Origin of the sequence: Cellulomonas xylanilytica (genome assembly GCF_007989805.1) — a bacterium.
In the GTDB taxonomy this organism is placed as follows: Bacteria; Actinomycetota; Actinomycetes; order Actinomycetales; family Cellulomonadaceae; genus Cellulomonas; species Cellulomonas xylanilytica.
Genome location: NZ_BJUB01000004.1, coordinates 204,804 through 222,491 on the forward strand (window position 1 = coordinate 204,804; position 17,688 = coordinate 222,491).

Genomic DNA, 17,688 nt, shown 5'->3' on the forward strand with positions numbered 1-17,688 from the left:
GCCCTGGGCAATTGGGACATTCTTGGACGAGACAGCAACAATGCCGGTGACCGCTGTCACACTTGGACGAGCGTCCGTCTGATTCCTCCGTTACCGCCTGGTACGTTCTCTTCTACCGAGCGAGCCCGGGGCCTCCTGACGAGGTCGGCCTGCGGCATCCGCTCCATGCGCCTCCTGGGGAGGTGCAGTCGCCACGTCACCCACCTGCCTCCGGGCACGCGTGTGACATCCGACGCGAGGAAAGCGCCTACCACCGCGCTCACCTTGACGTTCTCGCTGGATCGCCACCGTCGCCGGCCAGTTGACAGATCCGTTGAGCCAGTAGCGGGGTGCCGCAATGTTCGTCTTTGTTCTTCAGCTCCGGCAAATGTTCGAGGGCCAGTCCGAGTTCTACCTGTTCGCATTCTTCTCCATCATCATCTGGGCGTTGTGGCTGCTCAAGGTGCTGTTGTCACGGCGCTACAAGCCCTACACCGGCGAATACCACGGCACCACCAGCGTGGTTATTCCGGTCGTCGACGAGCCGCTCGACCTCTTCCGCGACGTGCTGACGCGGATCGTCGACCAGCGCCCCGACGAGGTCATCGTCGTCATCAACGGCGCGGTCAACCCGGCCCTGCAGGCGGTCAGCGAGGAGTTCGCTCCCCTGGTCCGCTGGGTGCACACCCCCGTCCCCGGCAAGCGCAACGCCGTGAAGATCGGGACCGAGCTGTCGCGCGGCGAGATCACCGTCCTCGTCGACTCCGACACCGTCTGGACCGACGGCACGCTGCCCGAGCTGGTCAAGCCGTTCGCCGACGCGTCGGTGGGCGGGGTCACCACCCGGCAGCGCATCCTCGAGCCCGAGCGGTCCTGGATCACCCGCTGGGCCGACTGGCTGGAGAACACCCGGGCGCTCTACTCGATGCCCGCGCAGTCCGCGCTCGGCCAGGTGGGCTGCCTGCCCGGCCGCACCATCGCGTTCCGCCGGCACATCCTGGTCCAGGTCATGGACGACTTCATGCACCAGAAGTTCCTGGGCGTCTTCCTCGAGGTCTCCGACGACCGCACGCTGACCAACCTCACGCTCAAGGCCGGCTACCGGTCGGTCTACCAGTACACGAGCCTCGTCTACACGGACGCCCCGCTGCAGGTGAAGAAGCTGGCCAAGCAGCAGCTCCGCTGGGCCCGCGGCAGCCAGTACAACACCCTGCGGATGCTTCCCTGGATGGTCGGGCACGCCCCCGTCCTGGCGATCTTCTTCGTCGCCGACATCGTCCTGCCGTTCCTGCTGTTCGGGACGATCGCGGGCTGGATCTACCGGGCCGTGTCCGGGACCGGGGTGAACCTCTACCAGGCCATCCTGGAGACCTACACGGGCCTGAGCGGCTGGGTGTGGGTCGTCGCCACGATGATCGTGTCGTCCGTCCTGTCGATGGCCATCCGGCAGATCCGGCACCTGCACGAGAAGCCGTCGGACTTCCTGCGGCTACCGATCTTCATCGTCGTCTCGACGCTCTTCCTCATGCCGATCCGGCTGCTCGGGTTCCTGCGCATGGCGCACGCGAGCGGCTGGGGCACCCGCGCCGGGGCCTACTCGGGAGGCTCCGACGACCTGATCGCGGAGCTCGAGAACGCCCCGACCGGACCGGCCGACGTCGTCGACCGCGCGCCCGCCGGAGTCGTGCCCACCCAGCGCACGGCCCCCGACGGCACCCTGCTGACCGCGAGCCCGGCACCCGCGCGGACCCGCCGCGCCACGGCGCCGACCCCGGCGGCCCCCGCCCGGCGCCGCCGCCTGAACCCCCTGGCTGCGATCCCCTACGGCATCGCGCTGGTCATCTTCGCCCTGGAGGCCCTCGTCTATGTCTGAGCACCTGACCGAGAACACGTCGCACTGGTGGATCCGCGCCATCCGTCCCTCGCCGCGCAAGCGGCTCGCCGCCGCCGGGGTGGCCATCGCGCTGGTCGCGGTCACCGCGGGCGTCTGGCTGTCCCCGTCCGTGGCCGTCACCGAGTCGTCGAGCGTCAGCCCCGCCGAGCTCCGGCTGGCTGCCGAGAACGAGAAGCTCCGCAACTCCCTCGAGGCACGTGAGGACGAGGTCGACTCCCTCGAGCGCTCGCAGGCCAAGGCTGCGGCCGAGCGCAAGGCCGCCGCCGAGAACGGCAAGGCCAAGGCTGCCGCCGAGCAGGAGGCGGCCGCGGCGCAGGGCGCCCAGAAGGCGGAGGAGGAACGCGCCGAGGCCGCGGCGCGCACGCAGGCCAAGGTGGCCGCCGAGAAGGCCGCCGCGGCCGCTCGCGGCAAGGCGGAGTCCGCCGCCACCCGCGCCGAGCAGGCCGAGGCAGACGCCGCCCGCGCGCGCGCCAGTGCGGCGGCGGCCGCTGCCGCCGGCTCCGAGCCCTCAGCGCCGGCGCCGGCCGTGAAGCCGTGGGCACCGACCCTCGCCAGCCTGCGCAACCCCCAGGCGCGCCTGCTCGGGCTGTACACGCCGCAGGCTCCGTTCAGCTGGGCGGAGACCGACGCGGTCACCGCCCGTCTCGGGCAGCAGCCCACCGTCACGGGCTACTTCCAGGGCTGGGACGGCGCGTTCCGGCCCGACGCGGTGACGCGGTCCTGGGAGAAGGGCACCCTGCCCCTGCTGACGTGGGAGTCGCGCCCCATGCTTGCCGCCAACGACCAGGCGCAGGACCCCGACTACTCGCTGCCCCGGATCATCGACGGCGCCTTCGACGAGTACCTGCACCAGTACGCGCGGGACGTGGCAGCGCTGGGCCTGCCGATGGCCATCCGGCTGAACCATGAGATGAACGGCAGCTGGTACCCGTGGGCCGAGAAGAACCTCAAGGGCGAGTCGAACAACGGCAACCGCCCCGGGGACTACGCGGCCTCGTGGCGCCACGTGCACGACATCTTCGAGGCCGAGGGGGCCAACCAGTACGTGCTGTGGGTCTGGTCGCCGAACATCGTCAACACGATGCCCGGCTGGCAGCAGGACGGTGCGTACCTGGCCAGCCTCTACCCCGGTGACGAGTACGTCGACTGGGTCGGACTGTCCGGGTACTTCCGGCCGCCGTACCGCGCCGACCAGACGCCGACGTTCGACTACACGTTCGGCCGGTCGCTCGCCCAGCTGCGGGCCCTCACGGGCAAGCCGATCTACCTCGCCGAGATCGGGGCGTCGGAGACGGGCAACAACAAGCCCGCCTGGGTCACCGACCTGTTCGACGCCCTGGCCCGGCCGGAGAACGCGGACATCCGCGGCATCGCCTGGTTCAACCACGCGGTCACCACCATCAGCGGTGGCCAGCGCGTCACCAACGACTGGCGCATCGAGTCCCGCGAGGACTCGCTCCAGGCCTTCGTGGACGGCCTCCACGACCCGGCCGCCGGCTTCACCACCTCGATCACCACCATCTCGCAGGAGTCCTGATGACCGACCGGAAGAACGACCTGACCGACCTGTTCCCCCGCGCGACGTTCGACCCCGACGGTCCGGCACCCCGGATCGCCGTGCTCGGCACCGGCTACCTGGGCGCGACCCACGCCGTGGCCATGGCCCAGCTGGGCATGGAGGTCGTGGGGGTCGACACCGACCCGCACAAGGTCGAGATGCTGACCGCCGGCAAGGTGCCGTTCTACGAGCCCGGCCTGCCCGAGTTGCTCACCGAACAGCTGGCCACCGGCCGCCTGCGGTTCACCACCGACGTCGCCGAGGCGGTCGGCTGGGCCGACGTGCACTTCGTGTGCGTCGGCACCCCGCAGTCGAAGACGAGCCACGCCGCCGACCTGCGCTTCGTCGAGGCGGCGACCGAGTCCATCGCCCGGAACCTCACGCACGACGCGCTCATCGTCGGCAAGTCCACGGTGCCCGTCGGGACGGGTGCGCGGCTCCGCGAGCTCGTCGCGGCGACGGCGCCGGCCGGGGTCCGGGCCGAGCTCGTCTGGAACCCCGAGTTCCTGCGCGAGGGCAAGGCCGTGCAGGACACCCTGCACCCCGACCGCATCGTCCTGGGCGGCACGACGGCCGACTCCGAGGCGCTCCTGCGCCGCGTCTACGCGGGGCCGATCGCCGAGGGCAGCCCGGTCGTGGTCTGCGACCTGCCGACCGCGGAGCTGGTCAAGGTCAGCGCGAACGCGTTCCTGGCCACCAAGATCTCGTTCATCAACGCGATCTCCGGGGTCTGCGAGGCCGCGGGCGCGGACGTCACCGTGCTGGCCGACGCGCTGGGCCACGACGTGCGGATCGGTCGGCAGTTCCTCGACGCCGGGCTGGGCTTCGGTGGCGGGTGCCTGCCGAAGGACATCCGCGCCCTCATGCACCGGTCCAACGAGCTCGGCGCGTACCCGGCGTCGGCGCTGCTCCAGCAGGTCGACGAGATCAACATGGGCCAGCGCTCGCGGGTGATCGACCTCGCGCTCGAGGCCTGCGGCGGGTCGGTCCTGAACCGCCGCGTCGGCGTCCTGGGTGCCGCGTTCAAGCCGCACACCGACGACGTGCGGGACTCCCCGGCGCTGAACGTGGCGGCCGCCCTGCACCTGCGCGGCGCGCAGGTCACGGTCTACGACCCGCAGGCCGGCGACACCGCTCGGTCCAGCTTCCCGACGCTCGGCTACGCGACGAGCGTCGACGAGGCGGTCGAGGGTGCCGACGTGGTGCTGGTCCTGACCGAGTGGGACGAGTTCGTGGACGCCGAGCCGGCCCGGCTCGCGCAGCTGACCCAGCAGCCCAGCCTGATCGACGCCCGCGGCAAGCTCGACGCGGCGCGGTGGCGGGAGGCGGGCTGGACGTTCCGCGGGCTGGGGCGCGCAGCCGCCTGAGAGCTCAGGCGCACCCCGCCTGAGTGCTCCTGGACGGCCCCGACGCACTCGCGTCGGGGCCGTCTTCGCGTCGCCGCCCGTCCGGCATTCAAGAAAGTCGACTAAACCCTCTGGTCAAGTCGGGATTGTTGTTATACCCGGTGCATCGAACCCGCGCGGACCGTGCGGCGGGTTCACGAGAGCCGAGATCGAGGACCCCGCCATGAGCCATCAGACGTCGTCGCAGCACCCCGGAGCGCGAGTGGTGGTGCTGTCCGGCAACCCACGAACCTCGTCGCGTACCACGACCGCCGCGGTGCACGTCGCGCAGGAGACTGCGCGGCGCCTCGGTGCGGAGCAGCCCGTCCAGACCGTCGAGCTCGCCCGGTTCGCCGCCGAGATCCTCGCCGAGGCGCACCCGACCGCCGACGCCGCGCTGGGCACGGTCGCCCGCGCCACGGTGCTCGTCGTCGCGACCCCCGTCTACAAGGCCTCCTACACGGGGCTGCTCAAGGCGTTCCTCGACCTGTACGGCCCCGGCGGGCTCAGCGGGGTGGTCGCGGTCCCTCTCGTCGTCTCGGGCAACCCGGCCCACGCGCTCGTCGGCGAGGTGCACCTGCGCCCGCTGCTCGTCGAGCTCGGCGCCGTCGTGCCCACGCCGTCGCTGACCCTCGTCGAGTCCCAGCTCACCGACCTCGAGCCGGTGGTCGAGCGCTGGTGGACCGACGGCGGCCCCGCGCTCACGGCACAGGTCGCCGCCGGCCGCGCCGAGCTCGTGGAGGTCCTCGCATGACCGCCGAGACGTTGCACGCCCTGGACCGCCTGCTCCGGGACCAGGACGAGCCGCAGCTCTCGCCGCAGCAGTACAAGGAGGTGTTCCGCCAGCACCCCGCGGGCGTCGCGGTCATCGCGCTGCGCGACGGCGAGCGCCGGGTCGGGTTCACCGCGACGTCGGTCATCTCCGTGTCCGCCGCCCCTCCGCTGCTCGCGTTCTCGCTGGCGTCGACGTCGTCCTCGTGGGACGCCCTGTCCCGCGCACGCACCCTGACGGTCAGTTTCCTGTCCTCCGACCAGGACGACGTGTCGGCGCGGTTCGCGACGAGCGGCATCGACCGGTTCGCCGCCGGCGGCTGGTCCGACCTGGACACCGGCGAGCCCGTCATCGACCGCGCGGTGTCCTGGGTCCGCGGGCGCGTGCTGCAGCGGACGCCTGTCGGCGACAGCTATCTCGTCTCGCTGCGTGCCCTCGAGCACGGCACGTCGCAGGACACGACGCCGCTGGTCTACCACGACCGCAGCTACCACCGGATCGGCACGCACACGGCGATCTGAGGCTCCTGGCCCGGCCGTCGCGTGCGGGGCCGGGGTCCGGGAGCGCCCACGCAGAAGCCCCCCGCCGCAGCGGGGGGCTTGTGCGTGTCTCAGTCGGCCGCGGTGAACCCGGCCGGGCGCCGGGCGTCGGCCGGCCCCCACAGGTCGGTCTTCACCTCGGCCTTCACCAGCGGGACGACCTCCTCCGCGAAGCGCCGCAGCACGTCGTCCTGGTGGGCCGGCTCCAGGACGTGGTTGATCGAGACCGACTGCAGGTCGTGGCCGTAGCTGGCGTGGTAGTCGAGGATCTTCTCCGCGACGCGCTCGGGCGATCCCACGAGCGCCGGGCCCCGCTCGACGGCCTCCTCGATCGTCCGGAAGCTGGTCACCTTGCCCACGGCCGCGGGGTCGTGCCTGCGCAGGTCCTGGCGCGCGACGGCGCCCTCGTAGAACGGGCGGTACTGCGCGATGGCCTGCTCGGTGGTGTCCGCGAGGAACAGCCCGCCGGAGCCGGACCCGACGAACGCGTACGCCGGGTCGTGCCCGTGCGCCGCGTACTGCTCCCGGTACCGGTCGATGAGCACCTGGTAGTTCTCCCGCGGCTGCAGGGCGTTGGCGCTGACGACGGGGTCCCCGTGCCTCGCCGCCAGGTCGACGGCGAACTGCGAGGTCGCGGACCCGTGCCAGATCCGGAACGGTCCGGCGAACGGCCGCGGCAGCGTCGTCGCACCGTGCAGGTCCGGCCGGTGCCGGCCCACCCACTCCACCTGCTCCCGGCTGAGCAGCAGGCTCAGCAGCTCGTAGTTCTCCTCGAGGTACTCGTACTGCTTCTCGAGGTCGAGGCCGAGCAGCGGGTATTGCAGCGCCTCGTTGCCCTTGCCGATGACGATCTCGAGCCGCCCGCGGCTGAGCTGGTCGATCGTGGCGTAGTCCTCGGCCACCCGGATCGGGTCGAGCAGAGACAGCACGGTCACGCCGGTGCTGAGCAGGATGCGGGAGGTGCTCGCGGCGAGCGCGCCGAGCAGCACGGTCGGCGACGACGAGAGGACTTCGCCGGCGTGCCGCTCCCCCACCGCGAACGCGTCGATGCCGAGCTGCTCGGCGAGCACGGCCGTCTCGACCACGCGGGCCAGCCGGTCGGCCGGGGGGACCGCCTCGCCCGTGACGGGGTGCGGCGGGTTGAAGACGATGTCGAGGAGCTGGAAGCGCACGTCGTCCGCCCTCAGGCCGCAGCGCGGGCGGCGTCGCGGGCGGCGACCTCGTCGCGGACCAGCGGGATGACGTAGCGGCCGAAGTCGATCGCGTCGTCGAGCAGGTCGTAGCCGCGCGCCGAGATCACGCTCACGCCGAGGTCGTAGTACGCGAGCAGCGCCTCCGCGACCTGGTCGGGCGTGCCGACGAGCGCGTTCGAGTTGCCGGCGCCGCCGGTGGCCTTCGCGGTCGCCGTCCAGAGCACGGAGTCGAAGCGGTCGCCCTGGGCCGCGATCTCGAGCAGCCGCTGCGAGCCGGCGTTCTCGGGCTTGTCGATCGGGTGACGGCGGCTCAGCACGCCGCCGGCAGCCGCCTTGCGGGCCTCGATCGCGCCCAGGACCCGATGCGCCTTCTCCCAGGCCAGCTCCTGGGTCGGGGCGATGATCGGGCGGAACGCCGCGTGGATGCGCGGCGGCGTGCCCCGACCGGCGGCAGCCGCCTCCCGCCGGATCCGCGCGATCTGCTCGGCCGTGCGGTCCAGCGGCTCGCCCCACACGGCGTAGATGTCCGCCTCCGCGGCACCCACCCGGAACGCCGCGTCCGACGACCCGCCGAACGAGATGGTGGGAGAGCGGCCGTCGACGGCCTTGGCGTCGAGCACGAAGTCCCGGAACTGGTAGAACTCGCCGTCGTGGTCGAAGGGCTCCGCGCTGGTCCACGCACGCTTGACGATCTGGATGTACTCCTGGGTGCGCGCGTACCGCTGGTCCTTGGTGAGCGTGTCACCCTCGCGCTGCTGCTCGTGGTCGTTGCCGCCGGTGATGAAGTGCACCGACAGGCGCCCGCCCGAGAGCTGGTCGAGCGTCGCGAACGACTTGGCGGCGAACGTCGGGTAGGAGACGTTCGGGCGGTGCGCGAGCAGCAGCTCGATCGAGTCGAGGCGTGCGGCCGCGTGCGCGGCGAGCACCGACGGCTCCGGGCCGCTGGAGCCGTACGCGAACAGCACGCGGGTCCAGCCGTTGTCCTCGTGGGCGCGGACGATCCGCTCCAGGTAGCGCAGGTCGAACGGCGCCGTGGTGGCGGCCTGCGTCTCGGAGGCGTTGCTGGTGGTGGCGATGCCGAGGAAGTCGACGGGCACGGTGGGGCTCCTTCTCGTGGTGGGTGTCAGGCGCCCGAGGGCACCAGGTCGTAGGCGTCGTGCGGTGCGTCGGCGGGCAGGCCCCACGCGTCGGCGAGCAGCTCGAAGGAGCGCACGCGGTCCCGGGCGTCGTGGGTCTCGGTGGTCACCAGGAGCTCGTCGGCCCCCGTCACCCGCTGCAGGGTGGACAGACCGGCGGCGACCTCGTCGGGCGTCCCGACGATCCGGGTGTCCACCCGGTCGCGCAGCACGTCCCGGTCGGCGGCGCTGCGCTGCTCCCACGGCGTCGTCGTACCGGGCTCCGGGTAGGCGATCGCCCCCTGCGCGCCGCGGCGGATCGAGAGCACCCACTCTGCGAACGGGTCGGCCAGGTGCCGTGCGCGCTCGGTCGTCTCCGCCGCGAGCACGTCCGCGGACACCACCACGTACGGCTCGGCCAGCACGCCGGGCCGGAACGCGGCGCGGTACGCCTCGACCGTGCCCAGCACCGTCGACGGGCTGACGTGGTAGTTCGCCGCGAGCGGTAGGCCCAGGGCACCGGCGACGCGTGCGCTCTCGCCCCCGCTGGACGCGAGCACCCACAGGGCCAGGTCCGCGCCGGCGACGGGCGGGCTCACGTACGCGTGCCCGGCGCCGTCCACGTGCGCGCCGGCGCGAAGGTCGAGGACCAGCTGGAGCTCCGCGCGGAAGTCGTGTCCGGTGCGACCCGCGCCGATGACCTCCTGCTGCGCGACGACGCGTGCCCGCAGGGCGGGGTCCGTGAAGTCGATCGGCGGCGTACCGGGCACGTGCAACCCGTCGACGTCACGGGCGGCCGTCCGCGGCGGAGCCGCGGCGCCGGGCCGTGGCGGGGTGAACGCGCGACCGAGCCCCAGGTCGACCCGGCCGGGGTGCAGCGCCGCGATCGTGCCGAACTGCTCGGCGGCGACCAGCGGGCTCGTTGTCCCCAGCAGCACGGCGCCCGACCCCACCCGGAGGCGCCGGGTGCGCTCGGCGGCGAGCGCCGCGAGCACCGCAGGAGCCGCCGAGGCGACGCCAGGTGCCAGGTGGTGCTCCGCGAACCAGAGGCGGTGGTAGCCGAGCCGGTCGGCTGCCACGGCGAGGTCGAGCGACGCGCGCAGGGCCGTCGCGCCGGTCTGGCCGGCACCGACGGTCGCCAGCTCGAGGATGGACAGCGGGACGTTCGTGGTCATGGGGGTCCTCCGAGGGGTGGGAATCAGGCCGGCAGGGCGGCGAGCCGTGCCGCGGCGAAGGCCGGGTGCGCCGCGCGCACAGGAGCGTCCGCGGGTTCCGACGCCAGGTCCGCGAGCACGCGTCCGACGGCGGGCGCGAACTTGAAGCCGTGCCCCGAGAACCCGGCCGCGACGACCACGGATCCGCGGCGGTCGAGGACGAAGTCGTGGTCCGGCGTGGTGGTGTACGTGCACGACACCGGGACGAGGTGATCGGGGTCGGCGCCCGGGACCCAGCGAGCCACGTAGTCGCGCAGCTGACGCAGCTGTCCGGGCTCGGCGGTGAACGTGCGCTGGTCCGGGTCGGTGCGGGGACCGACCCCGTGGAACCCCACCTTGATCCCCTCACCCGGCGTGGCCAGACCGTAGACGCCGCTGGGCCAGCGGTGCGGTGCCGCAGGGTCGTGGGTGAACGACGGCCACAGCTCGGCGGCGGGTGCGTCAGGCCGCAGGGCGAAGTGCGCGGGCTGCTCCTGGGTCACGACCAGACGGCGTGCCGCGCCGTCGAGGTCCGGCTCCCGGGTCAGCAGCCCGGCCGTCCAGGCGCCGGCTGCGACGACGACGCGCCTCGCGTCCCACGTGCCGGTGTCGGTGACCACCCGCACGCCGTAGACGTTCTGCTCGATGAGGCGCACCGGCGTCTCGTGCAGCACCCGCGCACCGGCGTCCGCCGCAGCCTGGAGGAACGCCTCGACGGCGCGGTCGGCGTGCAGCCGTCCCGCGGTGTCGGTCTCGTGCAGGACGTCACCCTCGAACGCGAGACCGGGCCAGCGCGCGTGCGCGTCGGCGGCAGAGAGCCACTCGTGCGGGATGCCGCGCTCGACGAAGGCGTCGGCCACCTCGCGCGACGCGAGCGAGCCGTGGCTCACCCCGCCGGTGATCCGGAGCAGCTCCCCGACCGTGGGCGCCTCGTCCTCCAGCACCCGCCACAGGTCGAAGGCCTCCTGCACCAGGTCCAGGTACTCCGGCCGGGCGTAGGTGTTCCGGTAGATGCGGGAGGCGCCGTGCGACGCCCCCCAGCTGTGCCCCCGGCCGAACCGCTCGAGCAGGACGACCTGCCTCCCGCGCCGGGCCAGCTGCCACGCGGTCGCGGCACCCATGACCCCGCCGCCGACGACGACGTGGTCCACGTGCTCGCTCATCTGCTCCTCCTGTACGTGTGGGTCGGCCGGCTGGGCGACCCCCGTCCACCCAGCCGGCCGTGTGAGGCGACTCCCCCAGCCGCCCCGTCTGTGGGGTCAGTCCGTCTTCGGCAGCCCGGGCGGGTTCGTCTCGGACTGCTCGATGGCCTCGTCCTGCAGCCCCCAGCGCTCGAGAACCTGCGTGTAGCTGCCGTCCTCGAACGCGTGGTTGAGGGCGGCGGTGACCGCCGGAGCCAGCCCGTTGCCCTTGAGCGTCCCGACGGCGATCTGCGCGGTCGCGGGCCAGCCGCCGTTCAGCGTGCCGACGACCGTGAAGTCGTCCGGGGACACCGCGGCCTTGTACGCGGCGGTCGCGTTCGGCCCGAACGAGACGTCGATGCGGCCGGACTGGAGCGCGAGGATCGTGTCGCCGTCGTTCTCGAAGTACTCGACCTTCGCCGCCTCGAGTCCCGCCTCCTGGTTCTCCGCGTCCCAGGCGAGCAGGATCTTCTCCTGGTTGGTGCCGGAGCCCACGGCGACCGTGAGGCCGGCGATGTCCTTCGGCTCCGAGATCTCGGTGAGGTCCTCGTTGTCCGCGCGGACGAGCCAGCCCAGCTGGTCGGTGCGGTAGGAGGAGAAGTCGTAGAGCTCCTTGCGCTCCTCGGTGACCGTGACGTTCGAGATGACCGCGTCCACGGAGCCGGACTGCACGGCGAGCGGCCAGTCGGCCCACGCCTTGACCTCGTGCACGAGCTCCAGGCCGAGCGCGTCGGCCACCAGCTGGGCGATGTCGGTCTCGTTGCCGATCGGCGTCTTCTCGTCGTCGGCCAGGAACGCCAGCGGCGCCACGTAGGCGCTCACGGCGACCGTCAGGGTGCCCTTGTCCTTCACCGCCGGAGGCAGGAGCGCGATGGCCTCGGCGGACTCGGTCGTGCGGATGCGGTCCTGGTCCGCGGTGGTGTTCACCGTGAGGCCGGCGGCCTTCGCGGCCTCCTGGAGGTCACCGCCGCCGCCGGGCTCGGCCTCGGCGCTCGTGGAGCACGCCGCGAGGCCCGCGAGCAGGGGCGTCAGGACGAGCGCGGCGAGCAGCCGGGTGCGGGACGGGCGGAGGGTGGTGGTGGACATCAGCTTCTCTCTTCGGGGTGGGGCGGTCAGAGGACCTTGTCGAGGAACGCGCGGGTGCGGGCGTGCTGCGGGTGGTCGAGCACCTGGGCGGGCGTGCCCTGCTCGACGATCCGGCCGCCGTCCATGAACACGACGGTGTCGGCCAGCTCGCGGGCGAAGCCCATCTCGTGCGTGACGACGACGAGCGTGGTGCCGCTGTGCGCGAGGTCCCTGATGACGTCGAGAACCTCGCCGACCAGCTCGGGGTCGAGCGCGGACGTCGGCTCGTCGAACAGCAGGACCTCGGGGCGGGTGGCCAGGGCCCGGGCGATCGCCACGCGCTGCTGCTGGCCGCCGGAGAGCTGGCGGGGCCGGGCGTCGGCCTTGTCGGACAGCCCGACGCGCTCGAGCAGGACGCGCGCCTCGGCCTCGACCTCGCGTCGCGGGCGGCCCTGCGCGTGGACCGGGGCCTCGACGACGTTCTCCAGCACGGTGAGGTGCGGGAACAGGTTGAAGCTCTGGAACACGAAGCCGATCTGGGTGCGCTGCCGCAGCACGTCCTTCTCGCGCAGCTCGCGCAGGGTGTCGCCGCGCCGCTCGTAGCCGACGACCTCGCCGCCGACGGCCACGAATCCGCGGTCGACGCGCTCCAGGTGGTTGATGACGCGCAGCAGCGTCGACTTGCCGGACCCGGACGGTCCGATGACGACCGTCACCTCGCCCGGCTGCACGACGAGGTCGATGCCCGCCAGCACCTCGAGCGTGCCGTAGCTCTTGTGCACGCCGTGCACCTCGACCAGGCCCGCGCTCATCGGTCGCCCCCCGTCCGGAGCAGGTGGCCGGCGCCGAGCGTCGAGCGCGTCGCGTAGCCGGGCGGGACCGACGCGGGCAGCGGGCGACCGGTCACCGTGCTCACGCCGGCGAGCACGGACCACCGCAGCCGCTGCACCGGCGTCGGCGGCAGCGTCCGCAACGCACCCTTCGCGTAGTGCCGCTCCAGGTAGTACTGCCCCACGGTCAGCGCCGTCGTGATGACCAGGTACCAGATCGCCGCGACCATGAGCAGCGGGACGACCTTGAGGTTGCGTCCGTAGATGACGCCGACCGTGTAGAACAGCTCGCCGTAGGCCAGCACGTAGACCACCGACGTGCCCTTGACCAGCCCGATGATCTCGTTGATCGACGTCGGCACGATCGTTCGCATCGCCTGCGGGAGCACGATCCTCAGCTGCTGGCGCGAGCGCGGGATGCCCAGGGCGGCCGCGGCCTCGTGCTGGCCCTGGTCGACCCCGAGGATGCCGGCACGGACGATCTCCGCCGAGTACGCGGCCTGCGAGAGCCCGAGGCCCAGCACCGCGGCCCCGAACTTGCCGACGATCGACAGGGTGTCCACCTCGGTGAATGCCGGGCCGAACGGGATGCCGACGGAGAGCTGCGGCTAGAGGTAGGCGAGGTTGTACCAGAGCAACAGCTGCAGGATCAGCGGCACGGACCGGAACACCCAGGTGTAGCCCCACGCGACGCTGCGCAGCAGCGGCGAGCGCGACAGGCGCATGAGGGCGAGGACCGTGCCCAGCCCGAAGCCGATGACGGCGGCGGCGAACGTCAGGCGCAGGGTGCCCCACAGCCCTGTCAGCACCGACGGCCAGGTCAGGTACTGCGCCACCACGGACCACTGCCACCGGTCGTTGGTCACCAGCGAGCTGACGACCATCGCGAGGAGCACCGCGACCACCGCGGTGGCGAGCCACCGGCCCGGGTGCCGGGTGGGCACCACGCGCAGCCCGGCCAGCGTCGACGCGTCGGTCTGCGCCTGCGGCAGCGCCGCCACGCGGGACTCGTCCTGGACGATGCTCATGAGGTCCCTCCCAGCCACTTCTCGAACGGGAGCGGACCCGTGGCCTCGGCGGCCGGGTCGAACAAGGGCGTGTACCCGGCGCGCAGGTAGAGGCCGACGGCCTCCGGCTGCCGCGGCCCGGTGGTCAGGTACAGGCGCGGGTAGCCCTGGTCCGCGGCGCGCTGCTCCAGCTCGGCGACGACGCGCGCGGCCAGGCCACGGCGGCGGTGCGCGTGATGGGTCCAGATGCGCTTGAGCTCCGCGGTCGGGACGGTCGGCAGCCCCGCCTCGTCCCGCCCCTCGACGCGCGGGCGACGGGCGGCGTCACCGAGCTCCGGCTCGACGCGACGGCGGAACGCCCCGCCCGCCACCGGGGCACCGTCCTCGAGCAGCAGGACGAGTGCGCCGTCCGGCTCCGCGAACTCGGCGGCCGGGTAGGTCTCCAGCTCGGCACGGATCTGGTCGACCGCGAGGATGCCCTCGTACCGGGTGGCGTACTCGAACGCCAGCTCGTCGAGCAGCGGGCGCACGAGCGGGTCGGCCAGGTCGGTCCAGCGGACCGTCAGGGTCGAGGTCGGCACGGTCACGAGGCGCGCCCGCGCGGGTCCCGCTCGCCGGCGGCCACGGCGAACGGCAGGTGGTTGCCCTCGACGGGAGCCGGGCACGTGCCGAAGTCGCTGAAGGCGTACGGCAGGTTCACCGTCCGGTTGAGGTCGATCCGTAGGGTGGCCGCGGCGCGGTCGATGACCTCGACGGACAGGATCCGCCACGGCGCCAGGTCGTCGGCCTCGTCGCTGAACAGGACACCGACCGAGTCCGGAACCTGGCCACCGCTCAGCCGCAGGGTGTGCCGCACGCCGTCGCGCTCGACGTCGATCTCCCCCACCAGCCGCACGTGGTGCACGAGCCCGCGCTGCGCCGCACCGACGGTCACCTCGACGGGCTCGTCGTACCAGCGCACCGGCGCGTCGAGAACCCAGGACGGGTCGTACGGGTAGCTCGGGACGCCGGTGAACCCTGTGCGCGCGGTGCCGCGCGGGTCACGCACCCGCACGTACAGCCGGCCGGTCCGCCGGGCCAGCTCGACCACCACGCGGTCCTCGTCGCTGCGGCCCGCCGGCACGAACGCCGCCACGAGCGTCGACGAGCCCTCGCCGGCCGTCCGGTGCCACGTGCCGACGAGCGGCTCGCGGGACTGCGGGTCCGTGACGCCGTCAGCAGCGTCGGTCTGCACGTGTGCGTCGACGCCGTCGGACGACCAGAGGCCGGGCACCCCCGGTACGGCTCGTGGCGCGGCAGTCAGCGCGTGCAGGCCGACCAGGCTGAGCCAGCCGTGCGGCTGGCGCAGGGCGGACTCGCGGTCGCTGCGCCAGGCCAGCAGGTCGGCGGTCGGGTCGATGGTGAGCGTGGTCATCGGGTGCTCCTCTCGAGCGTTGGGGTGCTGGTCCTGACGGGGTCGGCCTGCCGGCCGGGGACCGCGCCGACGAGCTCGGCGGTGTACGGGTCCTGCGGGTGGTCGAAGACGTCGTCCGTCGGTCCCACCTCGACCAGCCGGCCGTCGTGCAGGACCCCGACCCGGTCGGCCACCTGCCGCACGACCGCGAGGTCGTGGGAGATGAACAGGTAGGTCAGGGCCCGGTCGCGCCGCAGCCGGTCGAGCAGCGCGAGGATCTGCGCCTGGACCGAGACGTCGAGCGCGCTGGTCGGCTCGTCCAGCACCAGCAGGTCGGGCTCGAGCGCAAGTGCACGGGCGATCGCCACCCGCTGCCGCTGCCCGCCCGACAGCTCTCCGGGCCGGCGCGACGCGTAGGCCGCACCGAGGGCCACCTGCTCGAGCAGCTCCACCACCCGGTCGCGCCGTTGCGCACGCGAGCCCGCGCGGTGGGACCGCAGCGGCTCGTCGATGATCCTTGCGACCGTGAAACTCGGGTCCAGCGACGCGAACGGGTTCTGGTGCACCAGCTGGGACCGGCGGCGCAGCACGGCCCGGCCGGCGGCGTCGGAGACGGGGACGCCGTCGAGGAGCACGGTCCCGGAGTCCGGGGCGGTCAGCTGGAGCACCAGCCGGGCGACGGTCGACTTGCCCGAGCCGGACTCGCCGACCAGACCGAACGCGCCGCCGCGCGGGACCGACAGGCTCACGTCGTCGACGGCCTGCACGGTGCGGCCGGCGTGACCCGGCAGCCGGAACGTCTTGCTGACGGACAGGACGTCGAGCAACGGCGTCTCCCCCGCCGGCGGCGCGGCCGGGCCGACCCGCTCGCGGACCGCGAGCTGCGGCGCGGCCGCCAGCAGGGACCGCGTGTACGGGTGGCTCGGCGCACCGAGCACCTGCGCGGTCAGCCCCTGCTCCACGATCTCGCCGTCCTTCATGACGACCACCCGGTCGGCGCGGTCGGCCGCGACCGCCAGGTCGTGCGTGATGAACAGGACGGCCGAGCCGGTCCGCGTCGTGAGGTCGTCGAGGAGGTCGAGAACCCGTCGTTGCACCGTGACGTCGAGGGCGCTGGTGGGTTCGTCGGCGATCACCAGGGCCGGTTCGAGCGCGAGCGCGATCCCGATCAGGACGCGCTGCCGCATGCCGCCGGAGAGCTCGTGCGGGTACTGGCGAGCGCGCGACTCGGGGTCGCTCAGCCCGACGGCCCGCAGGATCTCGACCGCCTGCCGTGCTGCGACCGCCCGCCGCACCCGGCCGTGGATGCGCAGCACCTCGGCCACCTGGTCGCCGATCCGCACCACGGGGTTGAGCGCGATGCCCGGGTCCTGCGGGACCAGGCCGATCCGCGCTCCGCGCACCTGCTGCCACGCCTTCGCCCCGAGACCGACCAGCTCGCCGCCGTGCAGGCGGACGCTCCCGCCGACCACCCGGCCACCGGCGGGCAGCAGCCCCACGACGGCGTGCGCGGTCGTGGACTTGCCCGACCCGGACTCGCCGACCAGCGCGACGACCTCACCGGCGTGCACGTCGAAGCTGACGCCGCGCACCGCCTGGACCTGCTCGCGGCTGCTGCGACCTGCCTCGTACCCGACCACCAGGTCACGCACCTGCAGGACGGGGGCTGCCGGGGCGCTCATCGGTGCTCCCTGCCTTCGAGGAGGTGACCGAGCCGGTTGGCGGCCAGGACGAGCGCAGCGATCACGAGGCCCGGCAAGGTGGTGAACCACCAGGCGACGGACAGGTAGTTGCGCCCCTCGGCGACGAGCGAGCCCCACTCGGGCGTGGGCGGCACGGCCCCGAAGCCCAGGAAGCTGAGCGAGGACACGGCGAGCATGACCACGCCGAGCTGCACGGTGGCGAGCACGAGGATCGGGGCGGCCGCGTTGGGCAGGACGTGCCGCGCGAGCACGGCGGGGCGCCGCGCCCCGGCCAGCACGGCAGCCTCCACGTACGTGGTGGTGCGCACCCGCAGCACCTCGGCGCGCATGACGCGGGCGAAGGTCGCCACCTCGGCGACACCGACCGCGATCGCGACCTTGAGGGTGCCGAACCCGAGGGCGGTGACGACCGCCAGGGAGAGCAGCAGGCCGGGGATGGCGAGCAGCACGTCGGTGGTCCGCATGAGGACGGCGTCGACCACGCCGCCGAGGTATCCCGCGACCAGCCCCGCCACGGCGCCCACGACCAGGCCGAGGCCGAGCGCGAGCAGCGCCGCCTGCAGCGAGAGGCCCGTGCCGTGCACCGTGCGTGCGTACAGGTCGCGGCCCAGGTTGTCGGTGCCGAACCAGTGCGCCGCGCTCGGCGGGCTCAGCTTGTCGGCCGGCACGCCCACGAGCGGGTCCGCGGCGGTGAACAGCCCGGGGGCGAGCGCCCAGCCGAGCACGACGAGCACGACCGCGAACGAGGCCAGCGCGCCCGGCCGCAGGAACGGGTGCCGCGCCCGACGCGCCGGGCGGACGGGAGGGGTCGGGACGGGGGCGACGCTGGGTGCCGTGACCGCGGCCGGTGCCTGCGAGACGAGTGTCATGACGGTTCCCTC

General features: G+C 73.2%; 15 protein-coding genes and 1 pseudogene. 5 read left to right on the forward strand and 11 right to left on the reverse strand.

Annotated elements, in window-relative coordinates:
* The first annotated feature begins 337 nt into the window (after window positions 1-337).
* The 5 genes from CXY01_RS08050 to CXY01_RS08070 all read left to right on the forward strand — a co-directional run bounded on the left by CXY01_RS08050 (window position 338) and on the right by CXY01_RS08070 (window position 6,109).
* Window positions 338-1,852 carry a glycosyltransferase family 2 protein gene (locus tag CXY01_RS08050; protein WP_146926869.1) on the forward strand — a complete coding sequence of 505 codons (1,515 nt, stop codon included), beginning with the start codon at window positions 338-340 and terminating at the stop codon, window positions 1,850-1,852.
* Window positions 1,845-3,410: a glycoside hydrolase family 26 protein gene (locus tag CXY01_RS08055; protein WP_246125151.1), complete on the forward strand. Its 1,566-nt coding sequence runs from the start codon at window positions 1,845-1,847 to the stop codon at window positions 3,408-3,410. Before CXY01_RS08050 ends, CXY01_RS08055 begins: the two co-directional genes overlap by 8 nt.
* Window positions 3,410-4,798, forward strand: coding sequence for a UDP-glucose dehydrogenase family protein (locus CXY01_RS08060; protein WP_146926871.1), 1,389 nt, complete (start codon window positions 3,410-3,412; stop codon window positions 4,796-4,798). Before CXY01_RS08055 ends, CXY01_RS08060 begins: the two co-directional genes overlap by 1 nt.
* A 202-nt stretch (window positions 4,799-5,000) precedes the next feature.
* Window positions 5,001-5,570: an NADPH-dependent FMN reductase gene (locus CXY01_RS08065; protein ID WP_146926873.1), complete on the forward strand. Its 570-nt coding sequence runs from the start codon at window positions 5,001-5,003 to the stop codon at window positions 5,568-5,570.
* A complete protein-coding gene (locus tag CXY01_RS08070) occupies window positions 5,567-6,109 on the forward strand; it encodes a flavin reductase family protein (RefSeq protein WP_146926875.1) in 543 nt (180 codons plus the stop codon). The genes CXY01_RS08065 and CXY01_RS08070 overlap by 4 nt, the downstream gene beginning before the upstream one ends.
* An 89-nt stretch (window positions 6,110-6,198) precedes the next feature.
* Here the strand turns inward: CXY01_RS08070 and CXY01_RS08075 are convergent, their stop codons facing one another.
* From CXY01_RS08075 to CXY01_RS08125, 11 genes and pseudogenes are all read right to left on the reverse strand, one after another.
* Entirely contained in the window at window positions 6,199-7,299 is a 1,101-nt protein-coding gene (locus CXY01_RS08075) for an LLM class flavin-dependent oxidoreductase (protein WP_146926878.1), read from the reverse strand.
* 11 nt (window positions 7,300-7,310) lie between these two features.
* Window positions 7,311-8,417, reverse strand: a complete 1,107-nt coding sequence (locus CXY01_RS08080) for an LLM class flavin-dependent oxidoreductase (protein WP_146926880.1) — start codon at window positions 8,415-8,417, stop codon at window positions 7,311-7,313.
* A gap of 26 nt (window positions 8,418-8,443) precedes the next feature.
* Window positions 8,444-9,610 (reverse strand): LLM class flavin-dependent oxidoreductase, encoded by a 1,167-nt coding sequence (locus CXY01_RS08085; protein WP_146926882.1) that lies wholly within the window; start codon window positions 9,608-9,610, stop codon window positions 8,444-8,446.
* Window positions 9,611-9,633: 23 nt separating this feature from the next.
* Window positions 9,634-10,791 carry an FAD-dependent oxidoreductase gene (locus tag CXY01_RS08090; RefSeq protein ID WP_146926884.1) on the reverse strand — a complete coding sequence of 386 codons (1,158 nt, stop codon included), beginning with the start codon at window positions 10,789-10,791 and terminating at the stop codon, window positions 9,634-9,636.
* Window positions 10,792-10,887: 96 nt separating this feature from the next.
* The gene (locus tag CXY01_RS08095; RefSeq protein WP_146926886.1) at window positions 10,888-11,895 is read right to left on the reverse strand and encodes an ABC transporter substrate-binding protein; all 1,008 of its coding nucleotides are present in this window, start codon (window positions 11,893-11,895) and stop codon (window positions 10,888-10,890) included.
* A gap of 26 nt (window positions 11,896-11,921) precedes the next feature.
* Window positions 11,922-12,686, reverse strand: coding sequence for an amino acid ABC transporter ATP-binding protein (locus tag CXY01_RS08100; RefSeq protein WP_146926888.1), 765 nt, complete (start codon window positions 12,684-12,686; stop codon window positions 11,922-11,924).
* Window positions 12,683-13,732: pseudogene (locus CXY01_RS08105) on the reverse strand (amino acid ABC transporter permease). Before CXY01_RS08105 ends, CXY01_RS08100 begins: the two are co-directional and overlap by 4 nt.
* Window positions 13,729-14,292, reverse strand: coding sequence for a GNAT family N-acetyltransferase (locus CXY01_RS08110; RefSeq protein ID WP_186813327.1), 564 nt, complete (start codon window positions 14,290-14,292; stop codon window positions 13,729-13,731). The pseudogene CXY01_RS08105 and the gene CXY01_RS08110 overlap by 4 nt, the downstream one beginning before the upstream one ends.
* A gap of 2 nt (window positions 14,293-14,294) precedes the next feature.
* Complete coding sequence (locus tag CXY01_RS08115; RefSeq protein WP_146926890.1) at window positions 14,295-15,125, reverse strand: DUF1684 domain-containing protein; 831 nt, start codon at window positions 15,123-15,125, stop codon at window positions 14,295-14,297.
* On the reverse strand, window positions 15,122-16,786 hold the full coding sequence (locus CXY01_RS08120) for a dipeptide ABC transporter ATP-binding protein (RefSeq protein WP_146926892.1): 1,665 nt from the start codon (window positions 16,784-16,786) through the stop codon (window positions 15,122-15,124). The genes CXY01_RS08115 and CXY01_RS08120 overlap by 4 nt, the downstream gene beginning before the upstream one ends.
* Window positions 16,783-17,676: an ABC transporter permease gene (locus CXY01_RS08125; protein ID WP_146926895.1), complete on the reverse strand. Its 894-nt coding sequence runs from the start codon at window positions 17,674-17,676 to the stop codon at window positions 16,783-16,785. The genes CXY01_RS08120 and CXY01_RS08125 overlap by 4 nt, the downstream gene beginning before the upstream one ends.
* Between the last annotated feature and the right edge of the window lie 12 nt (window positions 17,677-17,688).

Bases quoted from the DNA above. Each gene is read 5' to 3' on its own strand.
- CXY01_RS08050 (WP_146926869.1), top strand. From the start codon at position 338: ATGTTCGTCTTTGTTCTTCAGCTCCGGCAAATGTTCGAGGGCCAGTCC.
- CXY01_RS08055 (WP_246125151.1), top strand. From the start codon at position 1,845: ATGTCTGAGCACCTGACCGAGAACACGTCGCACTGGTGGATCCGCGCC.
- CXY01_RS08060 (WP_146926871.1), top strand. From the start codon at position 3,410: ATGACCGACCGGAAGAACGACCTGACCGACCTGTTCCCCCGCGCGACG.
- CXY01_RS08065 (WP_146926873.1), top strand. From the start codon at position 5,001: ATGAGCCATCAGACGTCGTCGCAGCACCCCGGAGCGCGAGTGGTGGTG.
- CXY01_RS08070 (WP_146926875.1), top strand. From the start codon at position 5,567: ATGACCGCCGAGACGTTGCACGCCCTGGACCGCCTGCTCCGGGACCAG.
- CXY01_RS08085 (WP_146926882.1), bottom strand. From the start codon at position 9,610: ATGACCACGAACGTCCCGCTGTCCATCCTCGAGCTGGCGACCGTCGGT.
- CXY01_RS08090 (WP_146926884.1), bottom strand. From the start codon at position 10,791: ATGAGCGAGCACGTGGACCACGTCGTCGTCGGCGGCGGGGTCATGGGT.
- CXY01_RS08095 (WP_146926886.1), bottom strand. From the start codon at position 11,895: ATGTCCACCACCACCCTCCGCCCGTCCCGCACCCGGCTGCTCGCCGCG.
- CXY01_RS08100 (WP_146926888.1), bottom strand. From the start codon at position 12,686: ATGAGCGCGGGCCTGGTCGAGGTGCACGGCGTGCACAAGAGCTACGGC.
- CXY01_RS08115 (WP_146926890.1), bottom strand. From the start codon at position 15,125: ATGACCACGCTCACCATCGACCCGACCGCCGACCTGCTGGCCTGGCGC.
- CXY01_RS08120 (WP_146926892.1), bottom strand. From the start codon at position 16,786: ATGAGCGCCCCGGCAGCCCCCGTCCTGCAGGTGCGTGACCTGGTGGTC.
- CXY01_RS08125 (WP_146926895.1), bottom strand. From the start codon at position 17,676: ATGACACTCGTCTCGCAGGCACCGGCCGCGGTCACGGCACCCAGCGTC.